The organism is Pseudomonas sp. RC3H12 (genome assembly GCF_018596375.1).
GTDB lineage: Bacteria > Pseudomonadota > Gammaproteobacteria > Pseudomonadales > Pseudomonadaceae > Aquipseudomonas.
Window position 1 is genome coordinate 4,795,699 of the sequence record NZ_CP075595.1, and the last position, 26,084, is coordinate 4,821,782.

Annotated in this window: 31 protein-coding genes; 11 read left to right on the forward strand and 20 right to left on the reverse strand. The window is 63.6% G+C overall.

Going from position 1 to position 26,084, the window contains the following annotated elements:
- Window positions 1–212: 212 nt before the first annotated feature.
- From KHO27_RS21930 to KHO27_RS21940, 3 genes are all read left to right on the forward strand, one after another.
- Entirely contained in the window at window positions 213–1,220 is a 1,008-nt protein-coding gene (locus KHO27_RS21930; RefSeq protein WP_110696963.1) for a methionine ABC transporter ATP-binding protein, read from the forward strand.
- The gene (locus KHO27_RS21935; protein WP_023632566.1) at window positions 1,220–1,891 is read left to right on the forward strand and encodes a methionine ABC transporter permease; all 672 of its coding nucleotides are present in this window, start codon (window positions 1,220–1,222) and stop codon (window positions 1,889–1,891) included. Before KHO27_RS21930 ends, KHO27_RS21935 begins: the two co-directional genes overlap by 1 nt.
- 64 nt (window positions 1,892–1,955) lie before the next feature.
- Window positions 1,956–2,726, forward strand: a complete 771-nt coding sequence (locus KHO27_RS21940) for a MetQ/NlpA family ABC transporter substrate-binding protein (RefSeq protein WP_102683007.1) — start codon at window positions 1,956–1,958, stop codon at window positions 2,724–2,726.
- Between the two features lie 117 nt (window positions 2,727–2,843).
- Here the strand turns inward: KHO27_RS21940 and KHO27_RS21945 are convergent, their stop codons facing one another.
- The 5 genes from KHO27_RS21945 to KHO27_RS21965 are packed head-to-tail and all read right to left on the reverse strand — an operon-like array spanning window position 2,844 to window position 6,727.
- On the reverse strand, window positions 2,844–3,476 hold the full coding sequence (locus KHO27_RS21945; RefSeq protein WP_028688687.1) for an SCO family protein: 633 nt from the start codon (window positions 3,474–3,476) through the stop codon (window positions 2,844–2,846).
- Window positions 3,473–4,372, reverse strand: coding sequence for a heme o synthase (gene cyoE, locus KHO27_RS21950; RefSeq protein ID WP_214500768.1), 900 nt, complete (start codon window positions 4,370–4,372; stop codon window positions 3,473–3,475). Before cyoE ends, KHO27_RS21945 begins: the two co-directional genes overlap by 4 nt.
- Window positions 4,357–5,430, reverse strand: a complete 1,074-nt coding sequence (locus tag KHO27_RS21955) for a COX15/CtaA family protein (RefSeq protein ID WP_111531935.1) — start codon at window positions 5,428–5,430, stop codon at window positions 4,357–4,359. The genes cyoE and KHO27_RS21955 overlap by 16 nt, the downstream gene beginning before the upstream one ends.
- Before the next feature lie 9 nt (window positions 5,431–5,439).
- Window positions 5,440–6,018 (reverse strand): PA_0111/PP_0108 family redox-active disulfide protein, encoded by a 579-nt coding sequence (locus KHO27_RS21960; RefSeq protein ID WP_111531934.1) that lies wholly within the window; start codon window positions 6,016–6,018, stop codon window positions 5,440–5,442.
- Complete coding sequence (locus tag KHO27_RS21965; RefSeq protein ID WP_111531933.1) at window positions 5,984–6,727, reverse strand: SURF1 family protein; 744 nt, start codon at window positions 6,725–6,727, stop codon at window positions 5,984–5,986. Before KHO27_RS21965 ends, KHO27_RS21960 begins: the two co-directional genes overlap by 35 nt.
- Before the next feature lie 62 nt (window positions 6,728–6,789).
- On the opposite strand from KHO27_RS21965, the gene KHO27_RS21970 reads away from it, so the two are divergent.
- Window positions 6,790–6,993: a twin transmembrane helix small protein gene (locus tag KHO27_RS21970; RefSeq protein WP_023628968.1), complete on the forward strand. Its 204-nt coding sequence runs from the start codon at window positions 6,790–6,792 to the stop codon at window positions 6,991–6,993.
- 54 nt (window positions 6,994–7,047) lie between these two features.
- Here KHO27_RS21970 and KHO27_RS21975 read toward each other — a convergent pair whose 3' ends face one another.
- Genes KHO27_RS21975 through coxB form a run of 4 tightly spaced genes read right to left on the reverse strand, consistent with a single transcriptional unit; the run spans window position 7,048 to window position 11,280 of the window.
- Window positions 7,048–7,935 carry a cytochrome c oxidase subunit 3 gene (locus KHO27_RS21975; RefSeq protein WP_110696955.1) on the reverse strand — a complete coding sequence of 296 codons (888 nt, stop codon included), beginning with the start codon at window positions 7,933–7,935 and terminating at the stop codon, window positions 7,048–7,050.
- A 16-nt stretch (window positions 7,936–7,951) separates the two neighbouring features.
- The gene (locus KHO27_RS21980) at window positions 7,952–8,509 is read right to left on the reverse strand and encodes a cytochrome c oxidase assembly protein (protein WP_102683000.1); all 558 of its coding nucleotides are present in this window, start codon (window positions 8,507–8,509) and stop codon (window positions 7,952–7,954) included.
- A 10-nt stretch (window positions 8,510–8,519) separates the two neighbouring features.
- On the reverse strand, window positions 8,520–10,109 hold the full coding sequence (gene ctaD, locus KHO27_RS21985) for a cytochrome c oxidase subunit I (RefSeq protein ID WP_023628965.1): 1,590 nt from the start codon (window positions 10,107–10,109) through the stop codon (window positions 8,520–8,522).
- 43 nt (window positions 10,110–10,152) lie between these two features.
- Window positions 10,153–11,280, reverse strand: coding sequence for a cytochrome c oxidase subunit II (gene coxB, locus KHO27_RS21990; RefSeq protein WP_214500769.1), 1,128 nt, complete (start codon window positions 11,278–11,280; stop codon window positions 10,153–10,155).
- A gap of 381 nt (window positions 11,281–11,661) precedes the next feature.
- Between coxB and KHO27_RS21995 the strand changes: the two genes are divergently transcribed.
- The gene (locus KHO27_RS21995) at window positions 11,662–12,303 is read left to right on the forward strand and encodes a hypothetical protein (RefSeq protein ID WP_214500770.1); all 642 of its coding nucleotides are present in this window, start codon (window positions 11,662–11,664) and stop codon (window positions 12,301–12,303) included.
- A 94-nt stretch (window positions 12,304–12,397) separates the two neighbouring features.
- Here the strand turns inward: KHO27_RS21995 and KHO27_RS22000 are convergent, their stop codons facing one another.
- The 5 genes from KHO27_RS22000 to prlC form a co-directional block, all read right to left on the reverse strand.
- Window positions 12,398–13,933, reverse strand: a complete 1,536-nt coding sequence (locus KHO27_RS22000) for a SulP family inorganic anion transporter (RefSeq protein WP_371926767.1) — start codon at window positions 13,931–13,933, stop codon at window positions 12,398–12,400.
- Between the two features lie 188 nt (window positions 13,934–14,121).
- Window positions 14,122–14,841: a carbonic anhydrase gene (locus KHO27_RS22005; RefSeq protein ID WP_102682997.1), complete on the reverse strand. Its 720-nt coding sequence runs from the start codon at window positions 14,839–14,841 to the stop codon at window positions 14,122–14,124.
- Window positions 14,842–15,149: 308 nt separating this feature from the next.
- Window positions 15,150–16,205 (reverse strand): PA0069 family radical SAM protein, encoded by a 1,056-nt coding sequence (locus KHO27_RS22010; RefSeq protein WP_502937578.1) that lies wholly within the window; start codon window positions 16,203–16,205, stop codon window positions 15,150–15,152.
- A gap of 132 nt (window positions 16,206–16,337) precedes the next feature.
- Complete coding sequence (locus KHO27_RS22015; protein ID WP_102682995.1) at window positions 16,338–16,619, reverse strand: YheV family putative zinc ribbon protein; 282 nt, start codon at window positions 16,617–16,619, stop codon at window positions 16,338–16,340.
- Complete coding sequence (prlC, locus tag KHO27_RS22020) at window positions 16,616–18,667, reverse strand: oligopeptidase A (RefSeq protein ID WP_046853599.1); 2,052 nt, start codon at window positions 18,665–18,667, stop codon at window positions 16,616–16,618. Before prlC ends, KHO27_RS22015 begins: the two co-directional genes overlap by 4 nt.
- A gap of 102 nt (window positions 18,668–18,769) precedes the next feature.
- Here prlC and KHO27_RS22025 point away from each other — a divergent pair, with 102 nt between their 5' ends.
- Entirely contained in the window at window positions 18,770–19,318 is a 549-nt protein-coding gene (locus KHO27_RS22025) for a gamma carbonic anhydrase family protein (protein WP_110696935.1), read from the forward strand.
- A 20-nt stretch (window positions 19,319–19,338) separates the two neighbouring features.
- Window positions 19,339–19,986: an HAD family hydrolase gene (locus tag KHO27_RS22030; RefSeq protein ID WP_111532034.1), complete on the forward strand. Its 648-nt coding sequence runs from the start codon at window positions 19,339–19,341 to the stop codon at window positions 19,984–19,986.
- Here the strand turns inward: KHO27_RS22030 and KHO27_RS22035 are convergent.
- Complete coding sequence (locus KHO27_RS22035) at window positions 19,976–21,118, reverse strand: aminopeptidase (RefSeq protein WP_111532033.1); 1,143 nt, start codon at window positions 21,116–21,118, stop codon at window positions 19,976–19,978. The two genes, KHO27_RS22030 and KHO27_RS22035, sit on opposite strands and share 11 nt — an antisense overlap.
- A gap of 88 nt (window positions 21,119–21,206) precedes the next feature.
- Here KHO27_RS22035 and KHO27_RS22040 point away from each other — a divergent pair, with 88 nt between their 5' ends.
- Together KHO27_RS22040 and KHO27_RS22045 are read left to right on the forward strand one after the other, a co-directional pair.
- Window positions 21,207–21,620, forward strand: coding sequence for a PA0061/PA0062 family lipoprotein (locus tag KHO27_RS22040; RefSeq protein ID WP_102682992.1), 414 nt, complete (start codon window positions 21,207–21,209; stop codon window positions 21,618–21,620).
- A 55-nt stretch (window positions 21,621–21,675) separates the two neighbouring features.
- The gene (locus tag KHO27_RS22045) at window positions 21,676–22,089 is read left to right on the forward strand and encodes a PA0061/PA0062 family lipoprotein (protein WP_023628733.1); all 414 of its coding nucleotides are present in this window, start codon (window positions 21,676–21,678) and stop codon (window positions 22,087–22,089) included.
- A 32-nt stretch (window positions 22,090–22,121) separates the two neighbouring features.
- Here the strand turns inward: KHO27_RS22045 and KHO27_RS22050 are convergent, their stop codons facing one another.
- A complete protein-coding gene (locus KHO27_RS22050; protein WP_111531929.1) occupies window positions 22,122–22,355 on the reverse strand; it encodes a DUF1161 domain-containing protein in 234 nt (77 codons plus the stop codon).
- Between the two features lie 75 nt (window positions 22,356–22,430).
- Window positions 22,431–22,856, reverse strand: a complete 426-nt coding sequence (locus tag KHO27_RS22055; protein ID WP_028688713.1) for an OsmC family protein — start codon at window positions 22,854–22,856, stop codon at window positions 22,431–22,433.
- A gap of 153 nt (window positions 22,857–23,009) precedes the next feature.
- Between KHO27_RS22055 and KHO27_RS22060 the strand changes: the two genes are divergently transcribed.
- The gene (locus KHO27_RS22060; protein WP_110696931.1) at window positions 23,010–24,014 is read left to right on the forward strand and encodes an LLM class flavin-dependent oxidoreductase; all 1,005 of its coding nucleotides are present in this window, start codon (window positions 23,010–23,012) and stop codon (window positions 24,012–24,014) included.
- Window positions 24,015–24,082: 68 nt separating this feature from the next.
- On the opposite strand, the gene KHO27_RS22065 is transcribed toward KHO27_RS22060, so the two are convergent.
- The gene (locus KHO27_RS22065) at window positions 24,083–24,304 is read right to left on the reverse strand and encodes a DUF1161 domain-containing protein (RefSeq protein ID WP_110696929.1); all 222 of its coding nucleotides are present in this window, start codon (window positions 24,302–24,304) and stop codon (window positions 24,083–24,085) included.
- 102 nt (window positions 24,305–24,406) lie between these two features.
- A complete protein-coding gene (locus KHO27_RS22070) occupies window positions 24,407–24,622 on the reverse strand; it encodes a dodecin (RefSeq protein ID WP_023632599.1) in 216 nt (71 codons plus the stop codon).
- A gap of 150 nt (window positions 24,623–24,772) precedes the next feature.
- Here KHO27_RS22070 and KHO27_RS22075 point away from each other — a divergent pair, with 150 nt between their 5' ends.
- Window positions 24,773–25,096, forward strand: a complete 324-nt coding sequence (locus KHO27_RS22075; protein ID WP_023632598.1) for an ElaB/YgaM/YqjD family protein — start codon at window positions 24,773–24,775, stop codon at window positions 25,094–25,096.
- Here KHO27_RS22075 and KHO27_RS22080 read toward each other — a convergent pair.
- Window positions 25,093–25,989 carry a LysR family transcriptional regulator gene (locus KHO27_RS22080; protein WP_102682986.1) on the reverse strand — a complete coding sequence of 299 codons (897 nt, stop codon included), beginning with the start codon at window positions 25,987–25,989 and terminating at the stop codon, window positions 25,093–25,095. The genes KHO27_RS22075 and KHO27_RS22080 overlap by 4 nt on opposite strands.
- Between the last annotated feature and the right edge of the window lie 95 nt (window positions 25,990–26,084).

Sequence of the window (26,084 nt, forward strand, 5' to 3'; positions counted from 1 at the left end):
CCTCATCAGTCTTCAGGCTGCCCGTTCGGGCTTGTTCAATTAGTGACTGGGCCGCCGTCGGATGCGTTCAATCGGATTGCCGACCGTCGCGTTATGCCGATTGGATTGGAGCGTGACGAAATAAATGCTAAGAACACGCAGGGGAAAAGGCTAAAATGCGCGCCCCGGCTAACCGCTGACCCAAATTCCATGCGCCCCACAAGGTTCGCTCAGTGATCGAGTTTCAAAATGTCCACAAGACCTACCGCGTCGCCGGTAGGGATATCCCGGCCCTGAACCCGACCAGCCTGACCATCGAAGATGGCCAGGTGTTCGGCCTGATCGGCCACTCCGGTGCCGGCAAGAGCACCATGCTGCGCCTGATCAACCGTCTCGAGGAGCCGTCCGGCGGCAAGATCGTGGTCGACGGTGAGGACGTCACCGCCTTCGACTCGAACCAGCTGCGGCGCTTCCGCCAGCAGGTCGGCATGATCTTCCAGCACTTCAACCTGCTGGCCTCCAAGACCGTCGCCGACAATGTCGCCCTGCCGCTGGTGCTGGCGGGCGAGCTGTCGCGTGGCGAGATCGACAAGCGCGTCACCGAGCTGCTGGCCCGTGTCGGCCTTTCCGAGCACGCGAAGAAGTACCCGGCGCAACTGTCGGGTGGGCAGAAGCAGCGCGTCGGCATCGCCCGCGCCCTGTCCACCAACCCCAAGATCCTGCTGTGCGACGAAGCCACCAGCGCCCTCGACCCGCAGACCACCGCCTCGGTGCTGCAACTGCTGGCCGAGATCAACCGCGAGCTGAAGCTGACCATCGTGCTGATCACCCATGAGATGGACGTGATCCGCCGGGTCTGCGACCGCGTGGCGGTGATGGATGCCGGGCAGATCGTCGAGCAGGGCCCGGTGGCCGACGTGTTCCTGCACCCGCAGCACGCCACCACCAAGCGTTTCGTCCAGGAAGACGAGCAGGTCGACGAGAACGAGCAACGCGACGATTTCGCCCATGTGCCGGGGCGCATCGTGCGCCTGACCTTCCAGGGCTGCGCCACCTACGCGCCGCTGCTGGGCACCGTGGCCCGCGAAACCGGCGTGGACTACAGCATCCTTGCCGGGCGCATCGACCGCATCAAGGACATCCCCTATGGCCAGCTGACCCTTGCCCTGATCGGTGGAGACATGGAGGCGGCATTCGCCCGCTTCACTGCAGCTGACGTACATATGGAGGTACTGCGTTGATGGACATCCTCAGCTATTTCGCCAACGTCGACTGGGTCGAGATCTGGCAGGCGACCAACGACACCATGGTCATGCTGTTCATCTCACTGGCCTTCATCATCCTGCTGGGCCTGCCACTGGGCGTCGTGCTGTTCCTGTTCAGCCCACGGCAGATGTTCGAGCACAAGAAGGTCTACGCAGTGCTGGCGACCATCGTCAACATCGTGCGCTCGGTGCCGTTCATCATCCTGCTGATCGTGATGATCCCGATCACGGTGCTGATCACCGGCACCTCGCTGGGCGTTGCCGGTGCCATCCCGCCGCTGGTGGTGGGGACCACGCCATTCTTCGCGCGGCTGGTGGAAACCGCCCTGCGCGAGGTGGACCGCGGCATCATCGAGGCTACCCAGTCGATGGGCGCCACCACCCGCCAGATCATCTTCAAGGCCGTGCTGCCTGAAGCGATGCCGGGCATCATCGCCGCCATCACCGTGACCGCCATCACCTTGGTGTCCTACACCGCCATGGCCGGCGTGGTCGGGGCCGGTGGCCTGGGTGACCTGTCGATCCGCTTCGGCTACCAACGCTTCCAGACCGACGTGATGATCGTCACCGTGGTGCTGCTGGTCATCCTGGTCCAGGTACTGCAAATGATCGGCGACAAACTGGTCGTGCATTTTTCCCGTAAGTAACCCCAATGGGGTCGGCCCGGCCGACCCGTTCGGGGGCCGTCGCGGCCCTCACAAGGAGTGATCAATGAAGAAGCTGCTTGCTGTTGTCGCCGCGGTCGCGGCCTTCTCGGCCCACGCCGAGACCCTGACGGTCGCCGCCACCCCGGTGCCGCACGCCGAGATCCTCAACTTCGTCAAGCCACAGCTGGCGAAGGAAGGCGTGGAGCTGAAGGTCAAGGAGTTCACCGACTACATCCAGCCGAACGTGCAGGTTTCGGAAAAGCGCCTGGACGCCAACTTCTTCCAGCACCAGCCGTACCTGGATGAGTTCAACAAGGCCAAGGGTACTCACCTGGTAAGCGTCGCCGGCGTGCACATCGAGCCGCTGGGCGTGTATTCGACCAAGGTCAAGAAGCTCGACGAACTGCCTTCCGGCGCCGCCGTGGTCATTCCCAACGACGCCACCAACGGCGGCCGCGCCCTGCTGCTGCTGGACAAGGCAGGGGTGATCAAGCTCAAGGACAACACGAACATCCTGTCGACCATCAAGGACATCGCCGAGAACCCGAAAAACCTGAAGTTCCGGGAACTGGAAGCCGCCACCATCCCACGTGTGCTGACCCAGGTCGATGCCGCCCTGATCAACACCAACTACGCGCTGGAAGCCAAGCTCAACCCGGAAAAAGACGCCCTGGCCATCGAAGGCAAGGACTCTCCGTACGTGAACATCCTGGTGACCCGCGAGGACAACAAGGACGCGGACGCGGTGAAGAAGCTGGTACAGGCCCTGCACTCGCCTGAGGTGAAGCAGTTCATTACCGAGAAGTACAAGGGCGCTGTGGTTCCTGCGTTCTAAGCCTGCATCCCGGGGCCGCTTCGAGGCCCTATCGCCGGAAAGCCGGCTCCCACAGAGACTGCACGATTGTGGGAGCCGGCTTGCCGGCGAAAGGCCTGCGCAGCAGGCCCAAATATCTCAATCGCGCTTGACCAGCCCCGGCAACTGCGCCACCAGCTTCTGGTTGTTGAACGGCGCTCGAATGAACCCGCGCTGACGCCCATCAGGCCCGACCACCGCCAGGTTGCCGCTGTGATCCACGGTATACCCGGGCTTGCTGGTATCGGCCGGGATGAACGGGATGCTCAAGGCGTTGGCCAATTTCTGGGTATCCTCGATCGAGCCCGCCACCCCGACGAAATCCTTGTCGAAATAGCCCAGGTACTGCTTGAGCTGGTTCGGCGTGTCGCGGTTCGGGTCGACGCTCACCAGCACCACCTGCAGACGCTCCAGCGCCTCCTTGGGCAGTTCGCTCTTTACCTGGCGCAGCTGGGCCAGGGTGGTCGGACAGATGTCCGGGCAGTAGGTGTAGCCGAAGAACAGCAATGACCACTTGCCCTTGAGCTGGTCCAGCACCAGCGGCTGGCCGTTCTGGTCGGTCATGGTCACGTCCGGCACGGTACGGCTCTGCGGCAGCAGGATGATGCCGGCATCGATCAGTTCGGTGGGGTTCAACTGACCACGGTCGTTGAGCACCTTGTTGACGGTCAGGCCCATGATCAGCGCGACCAGGGCAACGAGGATGAAGACGGTTTTCTGGGTTCGGGTCATAGGTTCAGCAACAGGTAGTGGTCTACGAGCAACGCGATGAACAGGGCGAACAGGTAGCCGATAGAGTACTTGAACGTCTTGATCGCCGCGTGCGGCCGGGTGCCACGGTACAACACCCAGGCCCAGTGCAGGAAGCGCAGGCCCAGCCCCAGGGCACAGGCCAGGTACAGCGGGCCGCTCATGTGTATGGCATAGGGCAACAGGCTCACGGCCAGCAATATCAAGGTGTAGAGCAGGATATGCAGGGCAGTGTAACGCTCGCCATGGGTAACGGGGAGCATGGGAATATCAGCTTTTGCGTACTCCTCCTTGCGATGAATCGCAAGGGCCCAGAAGTGCGGCGGTGTCCAGGCAAAGATGATCAGCACCAGCAGCAGGGGCTCGGCGCCCAGGTGCCCGCTGACCGCTACCCAGCCCAACAATGGCGGCGCGGCCCCGGCCAGGCCGCCGATCACGATGTTCTGCGGCGTGGCCCGCTTGAGAAAGCCGGTATAGAGCACCGCGTAACCCAGCAGCGAGGCCAGGGTCAGCCAGGCGGTGAGGGGGTTGGTGAACGCCAGCAGCAAAACCATCCCCGCCACGGCCAGCAGCAAGGCGAACAGCAGTGCCGGCATGGGCGCGACCCGGCCTTGGGCCAGCGGGCGCTTGTGGGTGCGGGCCATCAGCGCATCGACGCGGCGATCGACTACGTGGTTGACCGCCGCCGCGGCACCCGCGCACAAGCCAATCCCCAGGTTGCCGAACAGCAGGACGCTCCAGGCCACCCCTGCGCGGGTGGCGAGAAACATCCCCACCAGCGAGGTGATCAGCATCAACACCACCACCTTCGGCTTGGTCAGTTCCAGATAGTCGCGCCACCCGGCGCGCTGGCGTTCCGTGCTCAGAACCGTCGCCACGAATCGTTCCTCATGTGATGAGTGAGTTGCGCCCCGGTCACCGGCGTCAGGCGCCAGCCATGCCCTACTCGGACCTTGTCGACCACGCGGATGCGGTAGTTCACCAGCACCATGGTCAGCAGCAGCAGCGCACCGCCAGCGTTGTGGGCAACGGCCACGCCCAGCGGCAGGTGGAACAATACGTTGCTGATGCCCAGGCCCAGCTGCAGCGTCAGCGCCAGCAATACCAGACGCGCCAGGCCGCCCAGGCCATTGCGCTGCAACTTCCAGCTGAGCAACAGCAGTACCGCCAGCACCATCATCGCGCCGAGCCGGTGGCTGACATGGATCGCCGTGCGCGCATCGCTGTCCAGTTGCCCGCCCAGGTAATTGGGGCCGACGTGCTGGGTCAGGTGGAAGCCGTTGCTGAAGTCCGCCGCCGGCCACCACTGACCATGGCAGGTAGGCAGGTCGATACAGGCCACCGCCGCGTAGTTGGCGCTGACCCAACCCCCCAGGGCGATCTGGCCGATCACCACCAAAAGCGCCAGCGCCGCGATCCGTCGCAGGCTCAACGGCAGTTTCGGCAAGGGCGCAAAGGCCCGGGATAGACGCAGGGATAGCAGGAAAAGCAGGCTCACCGTGGTGAACCCGCCAAGCAGGTGCGCGGTCACCACCTGGGGCCACAGTTTCAGTGTCACCGTCCACATGCCGAACGCCGCCTGGGCCAGCACCACCCCCAGCAGCAACACTGGCAGGCGGTAGGGCTGGCCGTCATGGGCATGCCGGCGTACAGCCTGGAAGGCAAGCAGTGCGATCACCAGTGCCAGGCTGCCGGCGAAATAGCGATGGACCATCTCTGCCCAGCCCTTGGCTTCCTCCACCGGGTGCTCAGGGAAGTGCAGCTCGGCATGGGCCAGTTGGGCATCGGTCTTGGGCACGCTGATGAAGCCGTAGCACCCCGGCCAGTCGGGGCAGCCAAGACCGGCATGAGTCAGGCGAGTGTAGGCGCCGAGCAACACGACCAGCAGCGCCAGCAGCGTGGCGCACACAGCAAGGCGGAATCCGGGTCTGGCCATGGCAGCCTCCTAGCCGATGTTGGACAGCTTGAGCAGGTGACGCAGGTCGTCCAGCACATGCTTGCCCTTGACCTTGGCGTCGTAGCGCAGCACCAGGTTGCCGTGAGGATCGACGATCCACAGTTGCGGGGCAGTGTCGCCGACCTTCTGGATATAGCGCTGGGCGTCCAGCGGATAGCGTTGCAACTGCGGGTATTCACGGCCCAGCAACGCCTGGTAGTCAGCGGCCAGCGGCTGGGCCGCCGCCAGGGCATGGCTGGCGCGGCTGGCATCGCGGCCCAGGCCGACCTGGATCTGTCGGGCCAGGTACACCAGTTGCCGGCAGTCCTCGACACAGGCGCCCGGGGCGCTGACCAACAGCTGCCAGCGCTCGTCCTGGGCATCGATGCCGATATCCGCCCGGCCCTCGCCATTACCAATCATCACACCGTGATAGCTGCGCCCCTCCGGTACCCAGAACTTGAGCTTGTACATGCTGGTGGCAAGGATCATCGGCCCGAGCACGACGAACAGGATCAACAGCAGTTGCAGGCGCCCGCGGGGCTTGCGGCGGTCAGGCACGTCCAGTGGACTCGTGGCGGCGGCCATGGCGGTTCTCCTTGTCGTTGTGATGCCAGCCGAAATACAGGTAAAGCAGTACCAACGCGCTCGCCAGGGCGAACCACTGCACGGCATAGCCCTGGTGCTTTTCCGGGCCCATGGCGACCACCGGCCAGTCCAGGCGGTAGGCGGCAGGGCCTGGCTGCAGGCGTAGTTCCTGGGCAAAGCCCTCACGGCCCAGTTGCTGCCAGAGCCCGGCCGGTTCGATTGCCGTCAGCAGTTGCGGCCACTGGCCGTCGGGGTTGTCCGGGTGCAGCTGGAAGGTCTTGCCCGGTGGCACGTAGACCGTGGCGTCCAGCGCCAGCGCCTGGCTGGGCGTGTCGAAGCGCACCGGCACACGACGGTCGGGCCACGGCAGCCAGCCGCGATTGACCAGCAACCACAGGCCGCTGGCCTGGTCGTGGAAGGGCTGCAACAGCTCGACGCCGGCCTTGCCGTCACGCATCTGGTTGTCCAGCAGCAGGCTGTGACCGGCATCGAACCGGCCATACAGGTGCACGGGGTAGAACGCCGGGTCCGGCAGCTGGCGCAACCGGTCAGCGCTGACCGACGCCTCGATCTGGCGTTCGGTGTAGGTGGCCAGCAAGTCACGCTTTTCGTCGGCGCGCCGCAGTTGCCAGCAGCCGAGCGCGATCAACCCCGGCAGCAGCGCAAGCACCACCAGGGTCGGTACCAGGCCTGGGCGAAACGGCTTCACCAGGGCCTCTTGAGGTCGAGCGCTATACTTGTATCCATCACCTCATCCCCCGGAGTGTCGCCATGCTCAAGGCCGCGATTGTCCTGATGCTGCTGGCCACCATCGCCAGCCTGTTCAGTGGCCTGGTGTTCCTGGTCAAGGACGATGACCAGTCGACCCGCCTGCTCAAGGCCCTTACCGTGCGCGTCGCTCTCGCCACCCTGACCATCGCCCTGGTGGCCTGGGGCCTGATCAGTGGGCAACTGGTGTCGCACGCACCTTTCTGAATTCACACCATCCCTGTAGGAGCGGCTTCAGCCGCGATCACCCGCGAAGCCGCACTACAGGACATACACGAAGATGAACAACCCCACCCACACCACATCGACGAAGTGCCAGTACCAGCTCGCCGCCTCGAAACCGAAGTGCTTGTCCGGGTCGAAGTGCCCGCGCAGCACCCGGCAGAACATCACGAACAGGATCAGCGTGCCCAAGGTCACGTGCGCGCCGTGGAACCCGGTAAGCATGAAGAACGTCGCGCCGTAGATGCCCGAGCCCAGAGTCAGCCCGAGCTTGTTGTAGGCCTCGTGGTACTCGTAGGCCTGCAGGGCGAGGAACGCCAGCCCCAGCAGGATCGTCAGCCCCAGCCACAGCTTCAGCGTGCCGCGGTGCCCCTTGCGCAGGGCGTGGTGGGCGATGGTCACGGTCACACTGGAGCTCACCAGCAGGATGGTATTGATCAGCGGCAGGTGCCACGGATCGATAACCTCCTTCGGTGGCGGGAACAGTTTCGGGTCCGGCGTATGCAGCAGCGGCCAGACGAACTCGAAGTTGGGCCAGAGCATGTGCGTCACGCCCTTGGCCCCATCGCCCCCCAGCCACGGCCCGGCCAGCACCCGCACATAGAACAGCGCGCCGAAGAAGGCCAGGAAGAACATCACCTCGGAAAAGATGAACCAGCTCATGCCCCAGCGGAACGAGCGGTCCATCTGCGCACTGTAGAGCCCGGCGTGGCTTTCCTTGACCACTGCGCCGAACCAGCCGAACAGCATGTAGGCCAGGAACAGCGCGCCAACGAAGAAAATCAGCGGCCCGTGGGACTCCGGGTGGCCGGCCTTGAGGTCGTTGAACCAGGTGCCGAGCCCGAATACGGTGATGAACATGCCGATCGTGGCAATGATCGGCCACTTGCTCTGCGCCGGTACGTAGTAATGCTCGTGGCTTGCCATGACGTATCTCCTTCCCTCAACGGGCGCCCTCGGTCGCGGCTTGGGCGACCGGGGGGTGGCGAGCGGTGATGTCGAACAGGGTGTAGGCCAGGGTCAGGTGTTTCACCGATTCCGGCAGGTCGCGGTCGACGATGAAGCGCACCGGCATCTCGATGCGCTCGCCCGGCTGCAGAACCTGCTGGGTGAAACAGAAGCACTCGGTCTTGTGGAAGTACGCCGCAGCCTCGGCGGGAGTGATGCTGGGGATGGCCTGGGCGCTCATGGGCTGGTTGGTCGGGTTGCGGGCCACGAAGATCATCTGGTTCACCGCCCCCGGGTTGACCTCGATCTGGTCGGCGGTGGAGTGGAACTCCCAGCTCATGTCACCGGCATTGGTCGACATGAACTGCACCCGCACCGAACGGGTCGGGTCGCTCACCTGGGTGCCCGCGTACTGCCCGCCGGTCTTGCCGTTGATGCCGAAGGCCTTGCACATCACGTCGTAGATCGGCACCAAGGCAAAGCCGAAGGCGAACATCACCACGGTCAGCATCAGCAGGCGGCTGACCAGGCGTTTGAGCGACAAGCCGTCCATGGGCAAGCTCCTACTTCACTTCCGGCGGCGTCTGGAAGGTGTGGTAAGGCGCAGGTGAAGGGATCGACCACTCCAGCCCCTCGGCGCCGTCCCAGGGTTTGGCCGGTGCCGGCGCGCCACCGCGAATGCACTTGATGACGATGAACAGGAAGAAGATCTGCGTGGCACCGAACATGAAGGCGCCGATCGACGAGACCATGTTGAAGTCGGCGAACTGCAGGTTGTAGTCGGGGATGCGCCGGGGCATGCCGGCCAGGCCGACGAAGTGCATGGGGAAGAAGGCCAGGTTCATGCCGACGAACGACAGCCAGAAGTGCAGCTTGCCCAAGGTTTCGTCATACATGTGCCCGGTCCATTTCGGCAGCCAGTAATAGGCCGAGGCAAAGATGCCGAAGATCGCCCCCGGCACCAGCACGTAGTGGAAGTGGGCAACCACGAAGTAGGTGTCGTGGTACTGGAAGTCCGCAGGCGCGATGGCCAGCATCAGCCCGGAGAAGCCGCCGATGGTGAACAGGATGACGAAGGCGATGGCGAACAGCATCGGCGTCTCGAAGGTCAGCGAGCCTTCCCACATGGTGCTGACCCAGTTGAACACCTTCACCCCGGTGGGCACGGCGATCAGCATGGTGGCGTACATGAAGAACAGTTCACCCACCACCGGGATGCCGACCACGAACATGTGGTGGGCCCAGACGATGAACGACAGGAAGGCGATCGCCCCGGTGGCGTAGACCATCGAGGTATAGCCGAACAGCGGCTTGCGCGAGAACGCCGGGATGATCGAGCTGACCGCGCCGAAGGCCGGCAGGATCATGATGTACACCTCGGGGTGCCCGAAGAACCAGAACACATGCTGGAACAACACCGGGTCACCGCCGCCGGCCGCGCTGAAGAAGCTGGTGCCGAAATGGATATCCATCAGCATCATGGTCACCACGCCGGCCAGCACCGGCATCACCGCGATCAGCAGGAACGCGGTGATCAGCCAGGTCCAGACGAACAGCGGCATTTTCATCAGGGTCATGCCGGGGGCGCGCAGGTTGAGGATGGTGGCGATCACGTTGATCGCGCCCATGATCGAGCTGATGCCCATCAGGTGGATGGCGAAGATGAAGAAGGTCACGCTGGCCGGGGCGTAGGTGGTCGACAGCGGGGCATAGAAGGTCCAGCCGAAGTTCGGCCCGCCACCGGGGCTGAACAGGGTCGAGACCAGCAGCAGGAACGCCGCCGGCAGCAGCCAGAAGCTGAAGTTGTTCATTCGTGGCAGGGCCATGTCTGGCGCGCCGATCATCAGCGGGATCATCCAGTTGGCCAGGCCGACGAAGGCCGGCATCACCGCGCCGAACACCATGATCAGCCCGTGCATGGTGGTCATCTGGTTGAAGAACGCAGGCTCCACGATCTGCAGGCCGGGCTGAAACAGCTCGGCGCGGATCACCATGGCGAACGAGCCGCCGAGCAGGAACATGGTGAAGGCGAACCACAGGTACATCGTGCCGATGTCCTTGTGGTTGGTGGTCAGCACCCAGCGCATCAGGCCCTTGGCCGGGCCGTGGGCGTGTTCATGACCGTGGGCGTGGTCGTCGATCACTGCACTCATGTCCTGTCTCCTGCAATCCACTGACTGCCGCGGGTAGCCCGGCTCATTGCGCTTCGGCCTGCTTGAGCGCCAACACGTCCTTCGGCGTGACCATGTCGCCCTTGTTGTTGCCCCAGGCGTTGCGCTCGTAGGTGACCACCGCGGCGATATCGACTTCCGAAAGCTGCTTGCCGAATGCCGCCATGGCGGTGCCCGGCTTGCCGTGGAAGACGATGCCCAGGTGCGCTTCCTTGGGCCCGGTGGCAATCTTCGAGCCCTTGAGGGCCGGGAACATCGGCGGCAGGCCCTGGCCCTCGGCCTGGTGACAGGCCACGCAGGTGGTGTGGTAGACCTTGTCGCCACGTGCCACCAGCTCTTCGAGGGTCCATTCCTTGCTGGTCAGTTCCTTGAGCTTGGCCGCCTCGACCTTGCGCTCGCCAAGCCAGGAGTCGTAGTCGGCCTTGGATTTCACCTCGACCACCACCGGCATGAAGCCGTGGTCCTTGCCGCACAGCTCGGTGCACTGGCCGCGGTAGATCCCGGGCTTCTCGACCCGGGTCCAGGCCTCGTTGACGAAGCCGGGGATGGCGTCACGCTTGACCGCGAAGGCCGGCACCCACCAGGAATGGATGACGTCGGCGGCGGTCACCAGGAAGCGCACCTTGGCGCCCACCGGCAGTACCAGCGGCTGGTCGACTTCGAGCAGGTAGTGCTCGTCCTTCGGTGAATTGTTGTGGATCTGCTCGGCGGGGGTAGCCAGGTTGCTGAAGAACTCGACGTCCTGGCCCAGGTACTTGTAGTGCCATTTCCACTGGTAACCGGTGACCTGGATGTCGATGTCCGAGTCGCTGGCATCGTAGATGTCGATCAGGGTCTTGGTGGCCGGGATGGCCATGGCCACGAGGATCAGGAAGGGCACGACGGTCCAGAGGATCTCGACCCAGGTGTGCTCGTGGAAGTGCGCGGCCTTCTGCCCGGTTGAGCGGCGGTGAATGACCATCGACCAGAACATCGCGCCGAACACCACGATGCCGATGATCACGCAGATCCAGAAGATGGTCATGTGCAGGTCAAACACCGCGTGGGAGACTTCCGTCGCCCCGGGCGCCATGTTCACCGTCCATGCTGCCTGTGCCTGACCAAACAATGACCACAGCAACAGGCCCATCCAGACATGTGGATGTCGCATCATTGCGGGTTCCCCTTATCGTTCTTGTAGTCCCGGAGGCGTGGACGACCTGCTACGACAAAGGGGGGAACGGTGGCCAAGACTGCCTGGCTTCGACGACCGAGCCCCCTGCTTAAGGCAGTCGGGCCTCATCAACGAATCACGTTTCAAGCGGAGTATAGACACCGACCAATGGGGCGCAACGCAGGGACTGAAATGATCTTCACGCAACCAAACGTTTGCGCTGGAAGGCGCATGAATACTGGGCTGGAGCACAATAATGGCACATTGATATAGCCAATTTCCTACACGCACCTAAGCGATATAACAAATGCGTCTTAGCGATTCTCGTAAGCAAGCTAACTTAGTGTCTTCCGTTTGTAACGCCTTGTCCCTGGAGTTGTCATGAACATCGCTGCTGTACGCGAGCAGATCGAAAACGCCCATCAACACGAGAGCCGCACAGGCCAACTGAAAAACCGTCTCGAGAAGCAACTGCCACACCTGCACCCTTCGATCCACCTACCCCAGCAGGACGCCCAGGGTACTTTGGCCCGCTTCGTCGGCGCCTACATCAACGAGGTTCCAGAACTGCTCGAAGCCGCGCACACCGTGGCCCTCGAGGCCGGCATCGAGTCGCAGATCAAGCCGGTGCTGAAGATTGCCGAGGCCTATTTCCTGCAGCCGCCGAGCGTGATGGACGGGCAGGTCGGGCTGGATTGCCTGTTGGACGAGGCCTACCTGGCGCATCGCCTGGTCGAGGAGGTCAACGACCTGTATATCCGCCATTTCCAGCAACCGCTGATTCCGGTGGATACCACGGTCGCCAACCTGATCGCCCACCAGCTGATCGGCGAGACCTTCGCCAACCAGCTCGATGAGGTGGTACATCACTCGGTGGACGAGATGCTCAATGACGAGAGCTTTGCCGTGGAGTCAGTGGAGCGCTATCGCGACAAGCTGTCGAACCCGGAAACCGGAGAGGCCTGGAAACGCTGGCCGTGCCTGTCGCGCCAGCTCGGCGTGGAGTTGAGCCAGTCGGCCTGAGTTGACTTGATCCTACCTAGTCGCGGCAAGCCCGCTCCCACGAACTCGATCGTAGGAGCGGGCTTGCCCAGCGATAGGCCGCTACAGACTTACCCTAAGCGCCAACTCCCGCCGTAGTCCGCAACCGCCCCTCGACCCGCCGCTTCAGACGCCGCTGCTCCAGTACCAGCCGCGAGCCCTTGGCCGCGCCACTGCGCCCCCAATCCTCCAGCAGTTCCAGGCAGGAATGGTCGATATAGCTCAGGTTGCCCAGCGGCACATGCAACGTGGTCCCTTCCGGCACGGTATCCAGTACCTGGGTCAGCGCCGGCACCTTGAGGAAGGTGGCCGCGCCGCTCAGGCGCAGTTCCATGTGCCCCGGCGTACCCAATGCCACCAGATTGATCTTCAACCGCGCCGCCTTCAGCGCCAGCTTCAGCAGGGTCAGGGCAAAGCCCAGCAATACGCCGGTCAACAGGTCGGTGAAGATGATCGCCAGTGCAGTCGCCGCATAGGTGAACATCGGCATCCGCCCATAGCGGCCCAGGCCGCGGAACGCCTTGAAGTCGACCAGCTTGATGCCGGTATAGACCAGAACCCCGGCCAGGCTGGCCACCGGGATCTGCTGCAGCACACTGCTCAGCGCCACCACGAAGGCCAACAACCAGAGCCCATGGAAGATCGCCGAGGCCCGCGTCTGCGCACCAGCCTGGACGTTGGCCGAGCTGCGCACGATCACCCCGGTCATCGGCAACGCGCCAAGCACGCCGCAGAGCATGTTGCCGATACCCTGCGCCGACAGCTCACGGTCGAAATCCGAGCGCTGGCCACTGTGCATGCGATCGACTGCCGCTGCGGACAACAAGGTCTCGGCGCTGGCGATGAAGGCCAGGGCAAAGGCCGCCACCAGCAGGGTAGGGTCGGCCAGCTTGAGCAGGTCGTCCGGGCGCAGCCAGTCAATGGCCTCGGACAGGTCCGCAGGTACCTGCACGCGGTTGACCGGCAGTGCCAGCCACAAGCTGACAGCGGTCATTGCCGCCACACCGAGCAAGGCACCGGGAATGAAGCGCAGGCGTTGCGGGCGCCAGCGCTCCCAACCCCACATGATGGCGATGGTGCCCAAGCCCAGCGCACCAGCCTGCCAACCGGCGCCTGCGCTTTCCAGCGGCAGGGCCGAGGCCAGCGTCGCCGGAAAGCCCAGCAGGTTATCCACACCCGATGGCTGAGGCGCCATGTCAAACATCACGTGCACTTGGGACAGCACGATCAGCACGCCGATCCCGGCAAGCATGCCGTATACCACTGCTGGCGCGGTGACCCGGAACCAGCAGCCCAGACGCAAGCGCCCGGCCAGCAGTTGCAGCAGGCCGGCCAGCAGCAGGATAGGCCCGAGCATGGCCACGCCATGCTGGCGCACCAGCTCGAACACCAGCACCGCCAGGCCCGCCGCCGGGCCGCTGACCTGCAACGGTGAGCCGGCGAGAAAACCCACGACGATGCCACCGATGATCCCGGTGATCAGCCCCTTCGCGGGCGGCATGCCCGAGGCGATGGCGATGCCCATGCACAAGGGCAGGGCCACCAGGAAGACCACCACCGAGGCCAGCAACTCACGCGGCAGGGCCGCCTTTATCTGTGTCATGTTCACCATGTAGCTCCTTTCTAGATTCACGGCCATTCCGCTGGCCGCTAGCACGGGGAAGCCTGAACGACGCGCAGGCGTGGGCCGCCAGCGGGTCTGCCGGCACGGCATTCAGGAAGATTCAAGGCAGGCGAAGGCCGCGCCGCACCCATCGGGTGCAGCCGGCAATCAAGGCTTGTTCAGCGTGTTGGGGTCGCTTAGTAGCGGCCTCTCGGTGTGGCAGAAGGGATCGACTCGCCTGCGGTCAGCGGCAGGAAGCGGTCGCTGGCGGCATCGTAAGCTTCGATCTGGCTGGTTTCGATGTCGTAGATCCAGCCATGGATATGCAGCTGCCCGGCGGCCAGGCGCGAAGCGACCGAGGGGTGGGTACGCAGGTGATGCAGCTGGGCGATGACGTTTTCCTTGGTCAGCAGCTGCATGCTTTCGTGCTCGCTGCCGCAGGAGCAGTTGTCCTCGATCACGGTCCGCGCTACCTCGGCATGGCGCAGCCAGGCGGAAACGGTCGGCATCTTCGCCAGCGACTGCGGGTTGAGTACCGCTCGCATCGCGCCGCAGTCGGAGTGACCGCAGATGATGATGTGGTGCACGCCCAGCGCCAGCACGGCGTACTCGATAGCACTCGATACACCGCCGTTCATCTGGCCGTAGGGCGGCACCACGTTGCCGACGTTACGGGTCACGAACAGGTCGCCGGGCGAGCTCTGGGTGATCAGTTCGGGGACGATGCGCGAGTCTGCGCAGGTGATGAACATGGCCCGCGGCTTTTGCGCGGTAGCCAGTTTCTTGAACAGCTCTTGCTGCTCGGGAAAGACTTCGGTGTGAAACCGCAGGAAGCCGTCGACGATATGCTTCATGGCGGCATCAGCGCTTTCGGCGGGTGCAGCCGGGACGGCCTTGGAGGGGTCCTTGACGGGCATGATTCATCCTCTTGACGGTTTGAAAGTGAATTCCATGTTACCGGGGAAAGATTGGGGTGACGCGGGGATTTAGATGACGCGCACGGGTAAATAATCACAGTCATTGCTGACTCATGACTCACGCTAGCGTAGGAAACTTAACTGAAACTTAATTGCGCAGGCTCTAGAACGGGCGTTCTGGATAGGCGAGGGGAGCATTGGATAATAGCAAAAAAGCATCAGTTGCCAACCTTCATGAGTGAAATTGTTGGGTTGCTTTAGTTGTACTTATAGGTAGGGCTCGCCTTCCCGATTGAACGAGCCGCTGGCTAGAACAGTGCCATCTGTGCACCGGGAGGGCAGAAGGCACTGCAATCAAGCGCCAGGTCCTCCCGCCCTTCGAACCCCAGCCGCCTGGCCGCCTTGCGAAAGCGCTGCGCCAGCAAGTCAGCGAACACCCCTTCACCGCGCATCCGCGCACCGAATCGGCTGTCGTACAGTTCACCACCCCGGCTCTGACGAATCAGGCTCAGCACATGCGTGGCCCGCTGCGGGTAGTGATCGTGCAGCCACTGCTCGAACAACGGTGCCACCTCCAGCGGCAAGCGCAGCATCATGTACGCCGCGCTCTGCGCGCCGGCCTCCTTCGCCGCCTCTAGCAGGTGCTCCAGTTCGCTGTCATTGATCATCGGGATCATCGGTGAACACAGCACGCCCACCGGCACACCGGCCTCACGCAGCACGCGAATAGCGCGCAAGCGCGCCTTTGGAGCGGCAGCACGTGGTTCGAGGGTGCGCTTGAGCTCATCGTCCAGGGTGGTGAGGCTGATCATCACCCGCGCCAGGCGCTGGCTGGCCAGCTCGCTCAGCAGGTCCAGGTCGCGCAGCACCAGTGAGCCCTTGGTGACGATGGTCACTGGGTGGCGGTAACGCAGCAGAACTTCGAGTAGGCGCCGGGTCAGCTGTTGTTCGCGCTCGATGGGCTGATAAGGGTCGGTGTTGGACCCCAGGTTGATCGGCGCACAGACGTAGCCAGGCTTGCTCAGTTGCTGCTCGAGCACCTCGGCGGCGTTGGTCTTGGCGATCAGCTTGGTTTCGAAGTCCAGGCCGGGAGAGAGATCCCAGTAGGCATGGCTGGGGCGCGCATAGCAGTAGATGCAACCGTGCTCGCAGCCGCGATACGGATTTATGGAGCGGTCGAAGGGCAGGTCAGGGGAGGTATTGCGGGCGATGATGGTCTTGGCCGTCTCGACCCGCACCTCGGTGCCCTGGGTGAGTGGGACTTCCTGGTACCAGCCATCGTCCTCGGCCACTGAAACGCTCGGAGCGAAGCGGTTTTGCGGATTGTCGGCAGTGCCGCGGCCGCGAATGGGGGCTGGTTTCATGATGACAACTCGGATTACTGTTCATTCATACAGTAATCCTAGACCAGCAGGATGGCTACAGCCGATTATCGCGGGGCAAGCCCGCTCCCACGCTGTGCGTGCGTGGAAGCGCGCTTGCCCAGCGCTTTACCTTCAATCCTGCGGCTTCTTCAGCTTCGGATTGGGGAAGAACTGCACAGTCTGCACCTTGGCCGGCGGCGCTTTCGGCGCCAGGTGATTGACCCGGGTGCCGAGCTCGCTGGGTACCGACAGGCCTTGTTCGTTCAGGGTGTCAGTGAACCCACAGGCCACGCACTCACGGTGCGGCACACCGTCCTCGTTCCACATCATCAGCTTGTCCATCTCGCTGCACGCCGGGCAAACCGCCCCGGCGATGAAGCGTCGCTTGCTCTTGCTCACAGCTACCTCACTCATGCCGCCGCGTCCTCGGTGAGGCCGCTGTGGCGCAACAATGCATCGATGGAAGGCTCGCGGCCACGGAAGTCGACGAACAGCACCATCGGCTCGCGGGAACCGCCACGGGCCAGGATGGCTTCGCGGAAGGCGCGGCCGGTCTCGGCGTTGAGCACACCTTCTTCCTCAAAGCGCGAGAAGGCGTCGGCCGACAGCACTTCGGCCCACTTGTAGCTGTAGTAACCCGCCGCATAACCGCCGGCGAAGATGTGCGCGAAGCTGTTGGGGAAGCGGTTGTAGGCCGGCGGACGCATCACCGAGACCTCGTCACGCACGCCCTCGAGCACCTGCAGCACGCTGCGGCCGTCGCCATGGGTGGCGTGCAGCTCGAAGTCGAACAGCGAGAACTCCAGCTGGCGCACCATCATCATGCCGGACTGGAAGTTCTTCGCCGCGAGCATCTTGTCCAGCAGGTCCTGGGGCAATGCCTCACCGGTCTCGTAGTGGCCGGAGATCAGCGCCAGGCCCTCGGGCTCCCAGCACCAGTTCTCCATGAACTGGCTCGGCAGCTCCACCGCGTCCCAGGCCACGCCGTTGATGCCGGACACACCGGCATGCTCGATGCGGGTCAGCAGGTGGTGCAGGCCGTGCCCGAACTCGTGGAACAGGGTGGTGACTTCGTCGTGGGTAAGCAGCGCGGGCTTGCCGGGCGTGGCGGGGGTGAAGTTGCACACCAGGTTGGCCACCGGGCTCTGCAGGCTGCCATTGGCGGTGCGGCGATGGTCGCGGGCGCCATCCATCCAGGCACCGCCACGCTTGTTGGCGCGGGCATAGAGGTCGAAGAAGAAGCGGCCGACGTGCTGGCCGTTTTCCTTGATCTCGAACAGGCGCACGTCCGGGTGCCAGCTATCGAAGCCCTTGAGCTCATTGATCTCGATACCGTACAGGCGCTGCACGATGACGAACAGGCCGGACAGCACCTTGTCGATCGGGAAGTAGGCGCGCAGCGCTTCCTGGGACACGCTGTAGCGCTGCTCGCGCAGCTTCTCGCCGAAGTACCCGGCGTCCCAGCTGGCCAGCTCGGGGGTGCCTTGCTCGGCGGCATAGGCCTTGAGCTGCTCCAGGTCCTGGGCGGCGAATGGCTTGGAACGTTTGGCCAGGTCGCGCAGGAAACTCAGCACCTGGTCGCTGGATTCGGCCATCTTGGTGGCCAGGCTCAGCTCGGCGAAGTTCTTGTAACCCAGCAGCCCGGCCAGTTCCTGGCGCAGGTCGAGGATCTCTTCCATCACCGGGCCGTTGTCGAACTGGCCAGCGTTCGGGCCCTGGTCGGAGGCACGGGTGCAGTAAGCGGCATACAGCTCTTCGCGCAGGGCGCGGTCGCTGGCGTAGGTCATCACTGCGTAGTAGCTGGGGAACTCCAGGGTGATCAGCCAGCCGTCCAGGCCCTTGGCCTGCGCTGCGGCGGCCATCTGCGCCTTGGCCGAGTCGGTCAGGCCGGCCAGCGCGGCTTCGTCGGTGACGTGCTTGGTCCAGGCCTGGGTGGCGTCGAGCAGCTGGTTGGAGAAGCGGCTGCCCAGTTCGCTGAGCTTGCTCTGCACCTCGGCGTAGCGCTGCTGCTTGTCGGCCGGCAAGTCGATGCCCGACAGGCGGAAATCGCGCAGGGCGTGATCGATGATGGTCTTCTGCGCCACGTCGAAGCTGGCGGCTTCAGGGCTGGCGGCCAGGGCTTCATACGCTTCGAACAGGGCACGGTTCTGGCCCAGTTCGGTGGAATAGGCGCTCAGGGCCGGCAGGCATGACTCGTAGGCCTCGCGCAGTTCCTGGCTGTTGCACACCGCGTTGAGGTGGCTGACCGGGCTCCAGGCGGCGCCCAGGCGATCGTTGAGTTCGTCCATCGCCAGCACCAGGCCGGCCCAGGTCGGGTTCTTGCCCTGCTTTTCGAGGATCTCGGCGATGGCCTTGCGGTTGTCGGCGAGGATCTGCTCGATCGCCGGCAGCACATGCTCGGCGCGAATCGCCGAGAAGGGCGGCAGATCATGGGACTGCAGCAGCGGGTTGTTCGCACTCACGGTTCGGGTACCTTGGCAGGAGAAACACGGGACCATCTTAATTACAATCGACGCCGACCGCAGCAGGCAGCCTGCCTATCGGCATTGCAGAGGAACACTATCATGGCCATCCGCACGTTTCGGGAACACACGCCGAAAGTGGGACCACGGGCCTTCGTCGACCGTTCGGCGGTGGTCGTCGGCGACGTCGAGATCGGCGAGGACAGCTCGATCTGGCCGTTGACCGTGGTGCGCGGCGACATGCACCGCATCCGTATCGGCGCGCGCACCAGCGTGCAGGACGGCAGCGTGCTGCACATCACCCACGCCGGGCCCTTCAACCCCGATGGCTACCCACTGATCATAGGCGACGAGGTGACCATCGGTCACAAAGTCATGCTGCATGGCTGTACCCTGGGCAATCGCATCCTGGTCGGCATGGGCAGCACCATCATGGACGGCGCCATCGTCGAGGACGAAGTGATCATCGGCGCCGGCAGCCTGGTGCCACCCGGCAAGCGCCTGGTCAGCGGCTACCTGTACATGGGCAGCCCGGTAAAGCAGGTGCGCCTGTTGAGCGAGCAGGAACACGCGTTCTTCCCCTACAGCGCCGGCAACTACGTCAAGCTCAAGGACCAGCACCTGGCCGAAGGCTACGACCGCCCGGAATGAATTCGACTGCAGAGAACACCATGCACCAGCAAAACATCCTCTTCGACCTCGACGGCACCCTGACCGACCCGCGCCTGGGCATCACCCGCTCGATCCAGTACGCGCTGGCCAAGCTGGGCATCGACGAGCCGGACCTTACCCGCCTCGAGCACTTCATCGGCCCGCCCTTGCTGCAGGCGTTCATGCAGTTCTATGCCTTCGACGAGGCCAAGGCCTGGGACGCGGTGAACTTCTACCGTGAGCGCTTCAAGGTAACCGGGCTGTACGAAAACCTGGTGTTCGACGGCGTCCCCGAGTTGCTGCAAGCACTCAATGACCAGGGCCGCACCCTGTACATCGCCACCTCCAAACCCTGGGAGTTCGCCCGCGAAATCGCCCGTCATTTCGCCTTCGACCATCACTTCAAGGTGATCTACGGCAGTGAGCTCGATGGCACGCGGACCAACAAGGTGGAACTGATTCGCCACCTGCTGGACGAGGAGGGGCTGGATCCGACGCAGACCTTGATGATCGGGGATCGCAAGCATGACCTGATCGGTGCGCGCAGCAACGGTTTGCAGGCCGTCGCGGTGGGCTATGGGTTCGGCAGCCGGGAAGAACTCGTGGCTGAGGCGCCGGCGTTCCATTTCGAGACGCTGGCTGAGCTGCACCAGGGCTTTACACGCTGACCCCATCGCGGGGCAAGCCCGCTCCCACGCCATGATCAGATGCCAGCGGGGGAGCGGGCTTGCCCCGCGATGGCATCAAACGCTCCAACTGTGCCTTGCGCCTATCAATGGGCATCTGACCCAACTGTTCTACTCGCTCATAAAACCGCAGCCAATCCCCACCAACCTCTTTGAACAGCTGCGAAAACGCCGGCACCCATTGGTCATATAATCCAAACGGCAGCAACTTTGCATTGTTCAACGGCGCGAGTATCCAGGCATCGAAGCGCCGATCCCCGCCCCAATTCCGATCCCGCGCCTCCCGGTATTCCCGTCGCAACCGCTCGAACTCAGCCTGCTTGGCCGCACGCTTGCCTGCCTCATCCAAGGGTCCCGCATAGATCGCTTGCAGTCGCTCGCGGCTGGCCAGCACCAAGCGGGTAAATTGCTCGCGCTGCGCCACGCCGCCGTCCTCGACCGCCGCCAACCCGCGCGCCGCGCGCCATTGCCGGGTGCCTTCCTGCTCGACAAACGACGCGAACGATTCGTTGAACTCGGTATCGTCCGGAACGTAGAAGCGCTGATGCGCCAGCTCATGGAAAATCACCGTGGCCAGGCGCTCCTCGCCCCAGCCGGTCATGGTCGAAAGAATCGGGTCGTCGAACCAGCCCAGGGTGGAGTAGGCCTCCACGCCCCCGACATAGACATCCATCCCCTCCTGGCGCATCAGCGCCGCCGCTCCGCGGGCGGCACCCTGGCGGTAGTAGCCACGATAGGCCACGCAACCGGCGATGGGGAAACAATGGGTCACCGGCTGCAATGACAGCTCCGGGGTGGCGAACACGTTCCACACCACGTATGGCCGGCCGAGATCCGCATACACCCGATAACTGCCGTTGTCCGGCAACTTCAGTTGCGTGCTGGCGAACCCCCGGGCTTTTTCGGCGAACAGCAGGCGCTGACGCAAGGCCGGGCTGGTGGCCGGGTCTGCAATCACCTGATCCAGCGGCTGGCGTGCCCGCAACAGCTGCCATTGCCCTTCGGCCAGCTGACCGTAATAGCCCACGCTTGAGCAACCGCTCAGCAGGACAGCCAGCGTCACGGGAACAAACCGGGTGAAAACGCGGTCGAGAGCCCGACGGCTGCAGCGCATGAAAAGAAAAAGTCCAAACATCGAGGCTGTCTATCTCGCTCGTCGGCCGAATGCGACCAAGACTATCTCGCCAAGGGGAAGCATTGCCATGCGTACACTGTTTACCGTCGGCACGCTCGTGCTGTTGTCCGGGTGTTCCACCTTGCCCGACCCGGACCCGAATCAGGCCTGGGTAGACCTGGCACCGGGTGACAACGATTCGCTGCACGCCCTGCAAGTGGATGAGCGCGACTGGGCCGACAGCCGCTATTTCGAGGTACAGCCCGGCAACCACGAACTGACCGTGCGCTACCAGTTCGCCGTGACGCCCAGCAACATCGGCCCGGTGGAGGAGCCGCTGTGGCGCGACTGCCAGCTCAATCTCACCTTCAAGGACTTCACTGCCGGCCAGCGCTACCAGATGCAAGCCGGCAGCATTGGCTTCCGGCCGTGGATCAAACTCTACGACCAGCGCCAGAAGCTGATCGGCCAGGGCGAACCGGCAGGCTGCCAGCGCACCTGAACACCGCGAACGGCGCTATGCTTGTAGCCTGTGAATCGCGAGCGGGAGTTTCACCATGCGCCAGCCCATGATGCTGATGGCCCTCAGTGCTTTGGGGGCTTGCGCCAGCCCCTTGCCCCCCGCCGACCCCGGCAAGGCCTGGATCGACATGTACACCATCACCCCCGGTCGCACCCTCATGGCCGACCGCCTGGACGGCAAGCGCCTGGACGATGGCCGCTACTTTCAGGTGACGCCGGGCCGGCACGAACTGGTGGTGCGTTTCGACTACGAGATCTACGCCGGTGGCTTCAGTACCGACCCGACCGAGCGGACCTGCTACCTGACTGTGCGCTACAACGATTTCAAGGCGGGCGAGCGTTACCGCCTGGAGGCCCGGGCTCCGGCGATGCAGCCGCAGGTGCTGTTATACGACGCCAGCCGCAAGGTGGTCGTGAACGAGCCGAGCAACGTGACCTGCATTCCTTGAGCGAACCACGGGGCCGCAACGCGGCCCCTGTGTTACCGATCATTCTTTTGATAAATGATCTTCTTGGTTCCACCCTCACAACTTCCCACGACCATGCTCCGGTCATGGACTTCGCTGTTGGGCACTATCTCCAGCGTGTAGGACGTCACCCCGCGCGCCTGGATCTTCGCTTCGATCTCGGCCTTCAGTTCCTCGCACGGCTTGGGCGCGGCCAGTGCGGCGGTGGCCAGCAGGGAAGCCAGCACACCAAATGCTACGCGGATCATGGAACGGCTCCTGAGGCAGGGCAGACGAGCTGCCAACGCTGGTTAGACTACAGGAAACCGCCGCCGTTGCGCCTCCTAGGAAAGCAGCGTGGCATCAAGGCTGATGGTCGCGTTCAGCACCTTGGATACCGGGCAGCCGGCCTTGGCCTTGTTGGCGATCTCCTGGAACTGCGCCTCGCTGGCCCCAGGCACGGTGGCTTTGAGGGTCAGGTGAACGGCGGTGATGGCAAAGCCATCGGCCTGCTTGTCCAGGCTCACCTCAGCGTGAGTGTCAATTCGTTCAGGCGTGAATCCCGCCTCGCCCAACATCATCGACAACGCCATGGAGAAACAGCCAGCATGGGCAGCGCCGATCAGCTCCTCCGGGTTGGTCCCGGGCGTGCCTTCGAAGCGGGTGTTGAAGCCGTAGGGCGCTTGCTTGAGCGCGCCGCTTTCAGTGGATATCTGGCCCTTGCCGTCCTTCAGGCCACCTTGCCAGACCGCCGATGCTGTCTTCTTCATGCTGCCTCCTGTCACAGGGTTGAGGTGTCTAAGGTTCTGAGGACCAGGCCCACGCCAAGTTCAGATCAATCTGTAAGAAGGCATTGAATCCAGCGAATATGCCCATACAGAGACGAGAAGGCCCATGGCCAACCACCTGTAGCGGAGGCTCCAATGACGCACCTGCGAGACCTGAAGATTTCCACCCTCGACCTGGTGCCCGTGCGCGCCGACGGCAGCCCGGCGCAATCGCTGCGCAATTCGCTCGACCTGGCGCAACACGTCGAGCGATTCGGCTACAACCGCTTCTGGGTCGCCGAGCATCACAACATGGACGGTATCGCCAGCTCGGCCACCGCCGTGCTGATCGGTTACCTCGCCGGGGGTACCTCGACCATCCGCATCGGCTCTGGCGGGGTGATGCTGCCCAACCACGCACCGCTGGTGATCGCCGAACAATTCGGCACCCTCGCCAGCCTGTACCCAGGCCGCATCGACCTGGGCCTGGGCCGCGCCCCAGGTTCCGACCAGATGACCGCCCGCGCCTTGCGCCGCGAGCGCTCCGGCAGCGCCGACGACTTTCCGGACGATGTCGAGGAACTGTCGCGCTACCTGGGCCCGCGCACCGACGACCAGAAAGTCATCGCCGTGCCCGGCCACGACACCGAGGTACCCATGTGGCTGCTCGGCTCCAGCCTGTTCAGTGCCCAGCTCGCCGGCATGCGCGGCATGCCCTACGCCTTTGCTTCGCATTTTGCGCCGCGCTACATGCACGAGGCGATCCGCATCTATCGCGACCATTTCAAACCGTCGACGACGCTGGACAAGCCTTACGTGATGCTGGGCATTCCGATGGTGGTGGCTGAAACCGACGAAAAGGCCGAATACCTGGCCACCTCGGTGTACCAGCGCATCCTCGCGCTGATCCGTGGCCAGAGCCTGATGCAGCGTCCGCCCGTCGAGAGCATGAATGGCCTCTGGCTGCCCCATGAACGTGATGCGGTGAGCAGCTTCCTGGGCCTGGCGATGATCGGCAGCCCGCAGAAGGTGCGGGCGAAGGTCGAGGTATTGCTGGAGCAGACAGGGGCGGACGAGCTGATTTTCACCAGTGACCTGTATGAGCATGCTGACCGGATCAGGTCCTATGAATTGATGGCGCAAGCCTTGAAAGTCGAGTGAACGCTATCGCGGGGCAAGCCCGCTCCCACGATTCCGGTGGGAGCGGGCTTGCCCCGCGATGAGGGCAGTCAACTGCGGCGGTAGACAATCTCCTTGGTCCCACCCTCGCAGCTCCCCACCACCTGGCCTGCCGGATCGCCCTTATTGACGATTTCCAGCGTATAGCCCTTCACCCCTTTGGCATCCAGCTTCGCCGCAATCTCAGCCTTGAGTTCCTCGCACGGCTTGCCCGCTGCCATCGCGCCGCCAGCCAACACCATCAGCCCCACGGCCAGAATCAATTTCTTCATCGATCGCTTTCCTTGTACAGATCAAAGACAAAAAGGGCGCGAAGCACGCGCCCTGCAACCTTGATACCCCAACACGCCGGGCAAGCCTAGCCCAGCTTGGTTTCAGCTGTTGGCGATGCGGAACCCAACCTTCAACGTCACCTGGAAATGCGCGGCCTTGTTGTCACGGATATGCCCGCGGGTATCGATCACTTCGAACCATTCCAGGTGCTTGATGCTCTTGCCGGCCTCGGCCAGGGCATTATTGATCGCTTCTTCGATGCTGGTGGGCGAAGACCCGACCAGCTCGATCTTCTTGTAGGTGTGATGATCCGACATGAGCGCTCTCCTTGAGTGGGTAGTGGCTTGAGCCTAGCAGCACAGGCCCGGTTTACCTGCGAGCGATCGCCGCAGGGGAAAGTTCGATCGCACTTTCACCCCGCTGCGCAGTCGCAACCTGTACATCCCCACTCAGCAAGGAGAGTCGACATGGCACGTAATGCGTTGCGCAAAACCTCACTGGAAAGCATGGAAGCCGAGATCGAAAGCCTCCTCAAGACTCTGGAAGGCCTCAAGCACGATGCGTCGGAAGAAACGCAGAAGACCATGAAGACGCTGCGCGGCAACGCCGAAAGCGCCCTCAAGCACTCACGCAGCCTGCTCAGCGATGCCTATGAGGAAGTGAAGACCCGCACCCGCGAAACCGGTGTAGCCACCCGCGACTACGCCCAGGAACACCCCTGGACCACCGCAGGTGTCGCGGTGGGCGCCCTGGGCCTGCTGGCCGCCTACCTGATGTGCCGCCGCAACTAACCCGTCTGTCGCTGCAGCTCCTGGCGCAGCCATTGCGCCAGTTGCTCGGCGCGCCCGTCCGCGGCGCGCCGGGGTACCCACAAGGCCAGTGCCGCATTGGTGGGGGAAAAGCCCCATGGCGCGGCCAACCGCCCAGCCTTCAAGTCGTCGGCCACCAGCGGTTGCGGGGCGATGGCCACACCCAGCCCGGCTACCGCTGCTTCCAGCAAGTAGTAGAGATGCTCGAAGGCTTGCCCGTAGCTCAGCGCCTCGGGCGCCAGCCCATGCTGTCGCGCCCAGGTAGGCCAAGCCTGCGGCCGCGAGGTCGTATGGAGTACGGCAACATGCTGCAAAGCCACGGCTGGCAAGGCTTTCAAACGATCGAAAGCGTCAAAGCGCGGGCTCATCACCGGGCCGATGCGCTCTTCGGCAAGCACATGCACCTGCATGTCCGCCGGCCACGGTGGCTCTGCGTAAACCAGCAGTGCGTCCAACCCCGGGCGTCGCGGATCAAGGTCACCTTCGCCCGCTGACAGGTGCAGGCGCAGCTCCGGCAGGTCAGCTTTCAGGCGCCCCAGGCGCGGGATGAACCAACGCGCCAGCAAGCTGCCGGAACAACCGAGCACGAACGGCGCTTCGTCGGCAGCGCGGGAAAGCTCGGCGCAGACACCGCGCAGCCGGTCGAAGGCCTCGAAGCTGGCATCGCGCAGACGCACACCGGCATCTGTGAGTTTGACGCCACGCCCGTCCTTGACGAACAAGGCTACCCCCAGATGCTCCTCAAGCACCTTGATCTGCCGGCTGACCGCGCCATGGGTGACATGAAGCGCTTCTGCTGCCTGGCTGACGCTGTTCAGCCGGGCTGTCGCCTCGAAGGCCCGCAACGCATTGAGGGGAGGAAGGTCCTGAGCCATCTTACTTGTGAGTTTTCCTGACAGGTTTGCGCAATCTTATCGGTTTTCAGCCGGCCACGTCGTGGTTAGAGTAAAGCCCATCGAATCTCTACTTC

What these genes read in the sequence shown, in the direction of transcription:
- KHO27_RS22035 (WP_111532033.1), bottom strand. Translation starts at nt 21,118, where the DNA reads ATGCGCTGCAGCCGTCGGGCTCTCGACCGCGTTTTCACCCGGTTTGTT.
- KHO27_RS22075 (WP_023632598.1), top strand. Translation starts at nt 24,773, where the DNA reads ATGGCACGTAATGCGTTGCGCAAAACCTCACTGGAAAGCATGGAAGCC.
- KHO27_RS21970 (WP_023628968.1), top strand. Translation starts at nt 6,790, where the DNA reads ATGCTCAAGGCCGCGATTGTCCTGATGCTGCTGGCCACCATCGCCAGC.
- KHO27_RS21945 (WP_028688687.1), bottom strand. Translation starts at nt 3,476, where the DNA reads ATGACCCGAACCCAGAAAACCGTCTTCATCCTCGTTGCCCTGGTCGCG.
- KHO27_RS21975 (WP_110696955.1), bottom strand. Translation starts at nt 7,935, where the DNA reads ATGGCAAGCCACGAGCATTACTACGTACCGGCGCAGAGCAAGTGGCCG.
- KHO27_RS22055 (WP_028688713.1), bottom strand. Translation starts at nt 22,856, where the DNA reads ATGAAGAAGACAGCATCGGCGGTCTGGCAAGGTGGCCTGAAGGACGGC.
- KHO27_RS21955 (WP_111531935.1), bottom strand. Translation starts at nt 5,430, where the DNA reads ATGGCCAGACCCGGATTCCGCCTTGCTGTGTGCGCCACGCTGCTGGCG.
- coxB (WP_214500769.1), bottom strand. Translation starts at nt 11,280, where the DNA reads ATGATGCGACATCCACATGTCTGGATGGGCCTGTTGCTGTGGTCATTG.
- KHO27_RS21940 (WP_102683007.1), top strand. Translation starts at nt 1,956, where the DNA reads ATGAAGAAGCTGCTTGCTGTTGTCGCCGCGGTCGCGGCCTTCTCGGCC.
- KHO27_RS22080 (WP_102682986.1), bottom strand. Translation starts at nt 25,989, where the DNA reads ATGGCTCAGGACCTTCCTCCCCTCAATGCGTTGCGGGCCTTCGAGGCG.
- KHO27_RS21980 (WP_102683000.1), bottom strand. Translation starts at nt 8,509, where the DNA reads ATGGACGGCTTGTCGCTCAAACGCCTGGTCAGCCGCCTGCTGATGCTG.
- KHO27_RS21960 (WP_111531934.1), bottom strand. Translation starts at nt 6,018, where the DNA reads ATGGCCGCCGCCACGAGTCCACTGGACGTGCCTGACCGCCGCAAGCCC.
- KHO27_RS22010 (WP_502937578.1), bottom strand. Translation starts at nt 16,205, where the DNA reads ATGAAACCAGCCCCCATTCGCGGCCGCGGCACTGCCGACAATCCGCAA.
- KHO27_RS22025 (WP_110696935.1), top strand. Translation starts at nt 18,770, where the DNA reads ATGGCCATCCGCACGTTTCGGGAACACACGCCGAAAGTGGGACCACGG.
- KHO27_RS22070 (WP_023632599.1), bottom strand. Translation starts at nt 24,622, where the DNA reads ATGTCGGATCATCACACCTACAAGAAGATCGAGCTGGTCGGGTCTTCG.
- KHO27_RS22030 (WP_111532034.1), top strand. Translation starts at nt 19,339, where the DNA reads ATGCACCAGCAAAACATCCTCTTCGACCTCGACGGCACCCTGACCGAC.
- KHO27_RS22000 (WP_371926767.1), bottom strand. Translation starts at nt 13,933, where the DNA reads ATGGTGAACATGACACAGATAAAGGCGGCCCTGCCGCGTGAGTTGCTG.
- KHO27_RS22015 (WP_102682995.1), bottom strand. Translation starts at nt 16,619, where the DNA reads ATGAGTGAGGTAGCTGTGAGCAAGAGCAAGCGACGCTTCATCGCCGGG.
- KHO27_RS22005 (WP_102682997.1), bottom strand. Translation starts at nt 14,841, where the DNA reads ATGCCCGTCAAGGACCCCTCCAAGGCCGTCCCGGCTGCACCCGCCGAA.
- KHO27_RS21935 (WP_023632566.1), top strand. Translation starts at nt 1,220, where the DNA reads ATGGACATCCTCAGCTATTTCGCCAACGTCGACTGGGTCGAGATCTGG.
- KHO27_RS22065 (WP_110696929.1), bottom strand. Translation starts at nt 24,304, where the DNA reads ATGAAGAAATTGATTCTGGCCGTGGGGCTGATGGTGTTGGCTGGCGGC.
- KHO27_RS21995 (WP_214500770.1), top strand. Translation starts at nt 11,662, where the DNA reads ATGAACATCGCTGCTGTACGCGAGCAGATCGAAAACGCCCATCAACAC.
- KHO27_RS22045 (WP_023628733.1), top strand. Translation starts at nt 21,676, where the DNA reads ATGCGCCAGCCCATGATGCTGATGGCCCTCAGTGCTTTGGGGGCTTGC.
- ctaD (WP_023628965.1), bottom strand. Translation starts at nt 10,109, where the DNA reads ATGAGTGCAGTGATCGACGACCACGCCCACGGTCATGAACACGCCCAC.
- KHO27_RS22050 (WP_111531929.1), bottom strand. Translation starts at nt 22,355, where the DNA reads ATGATCCGCGTAGCATTTGGTGTGCTGGCTTCCCTGCTGGCCACCGCC.
- KHO27_RS22060 (WP_110696931.1), top strand. Translation starts at nt 23,010, where the DNA reads ATGACGCACCTGCGAGACCTGAAGATTTCCACCCTCGACCTGGTGCCC.
- KHO27_RS22040 (WP_102682992.1), top strand. Translation starts at nt 21,207, where the DNA reads ATGCGTACACTGTTTACCGTCGGCACGCTCGTGCTGTTGTCCGGGTGT.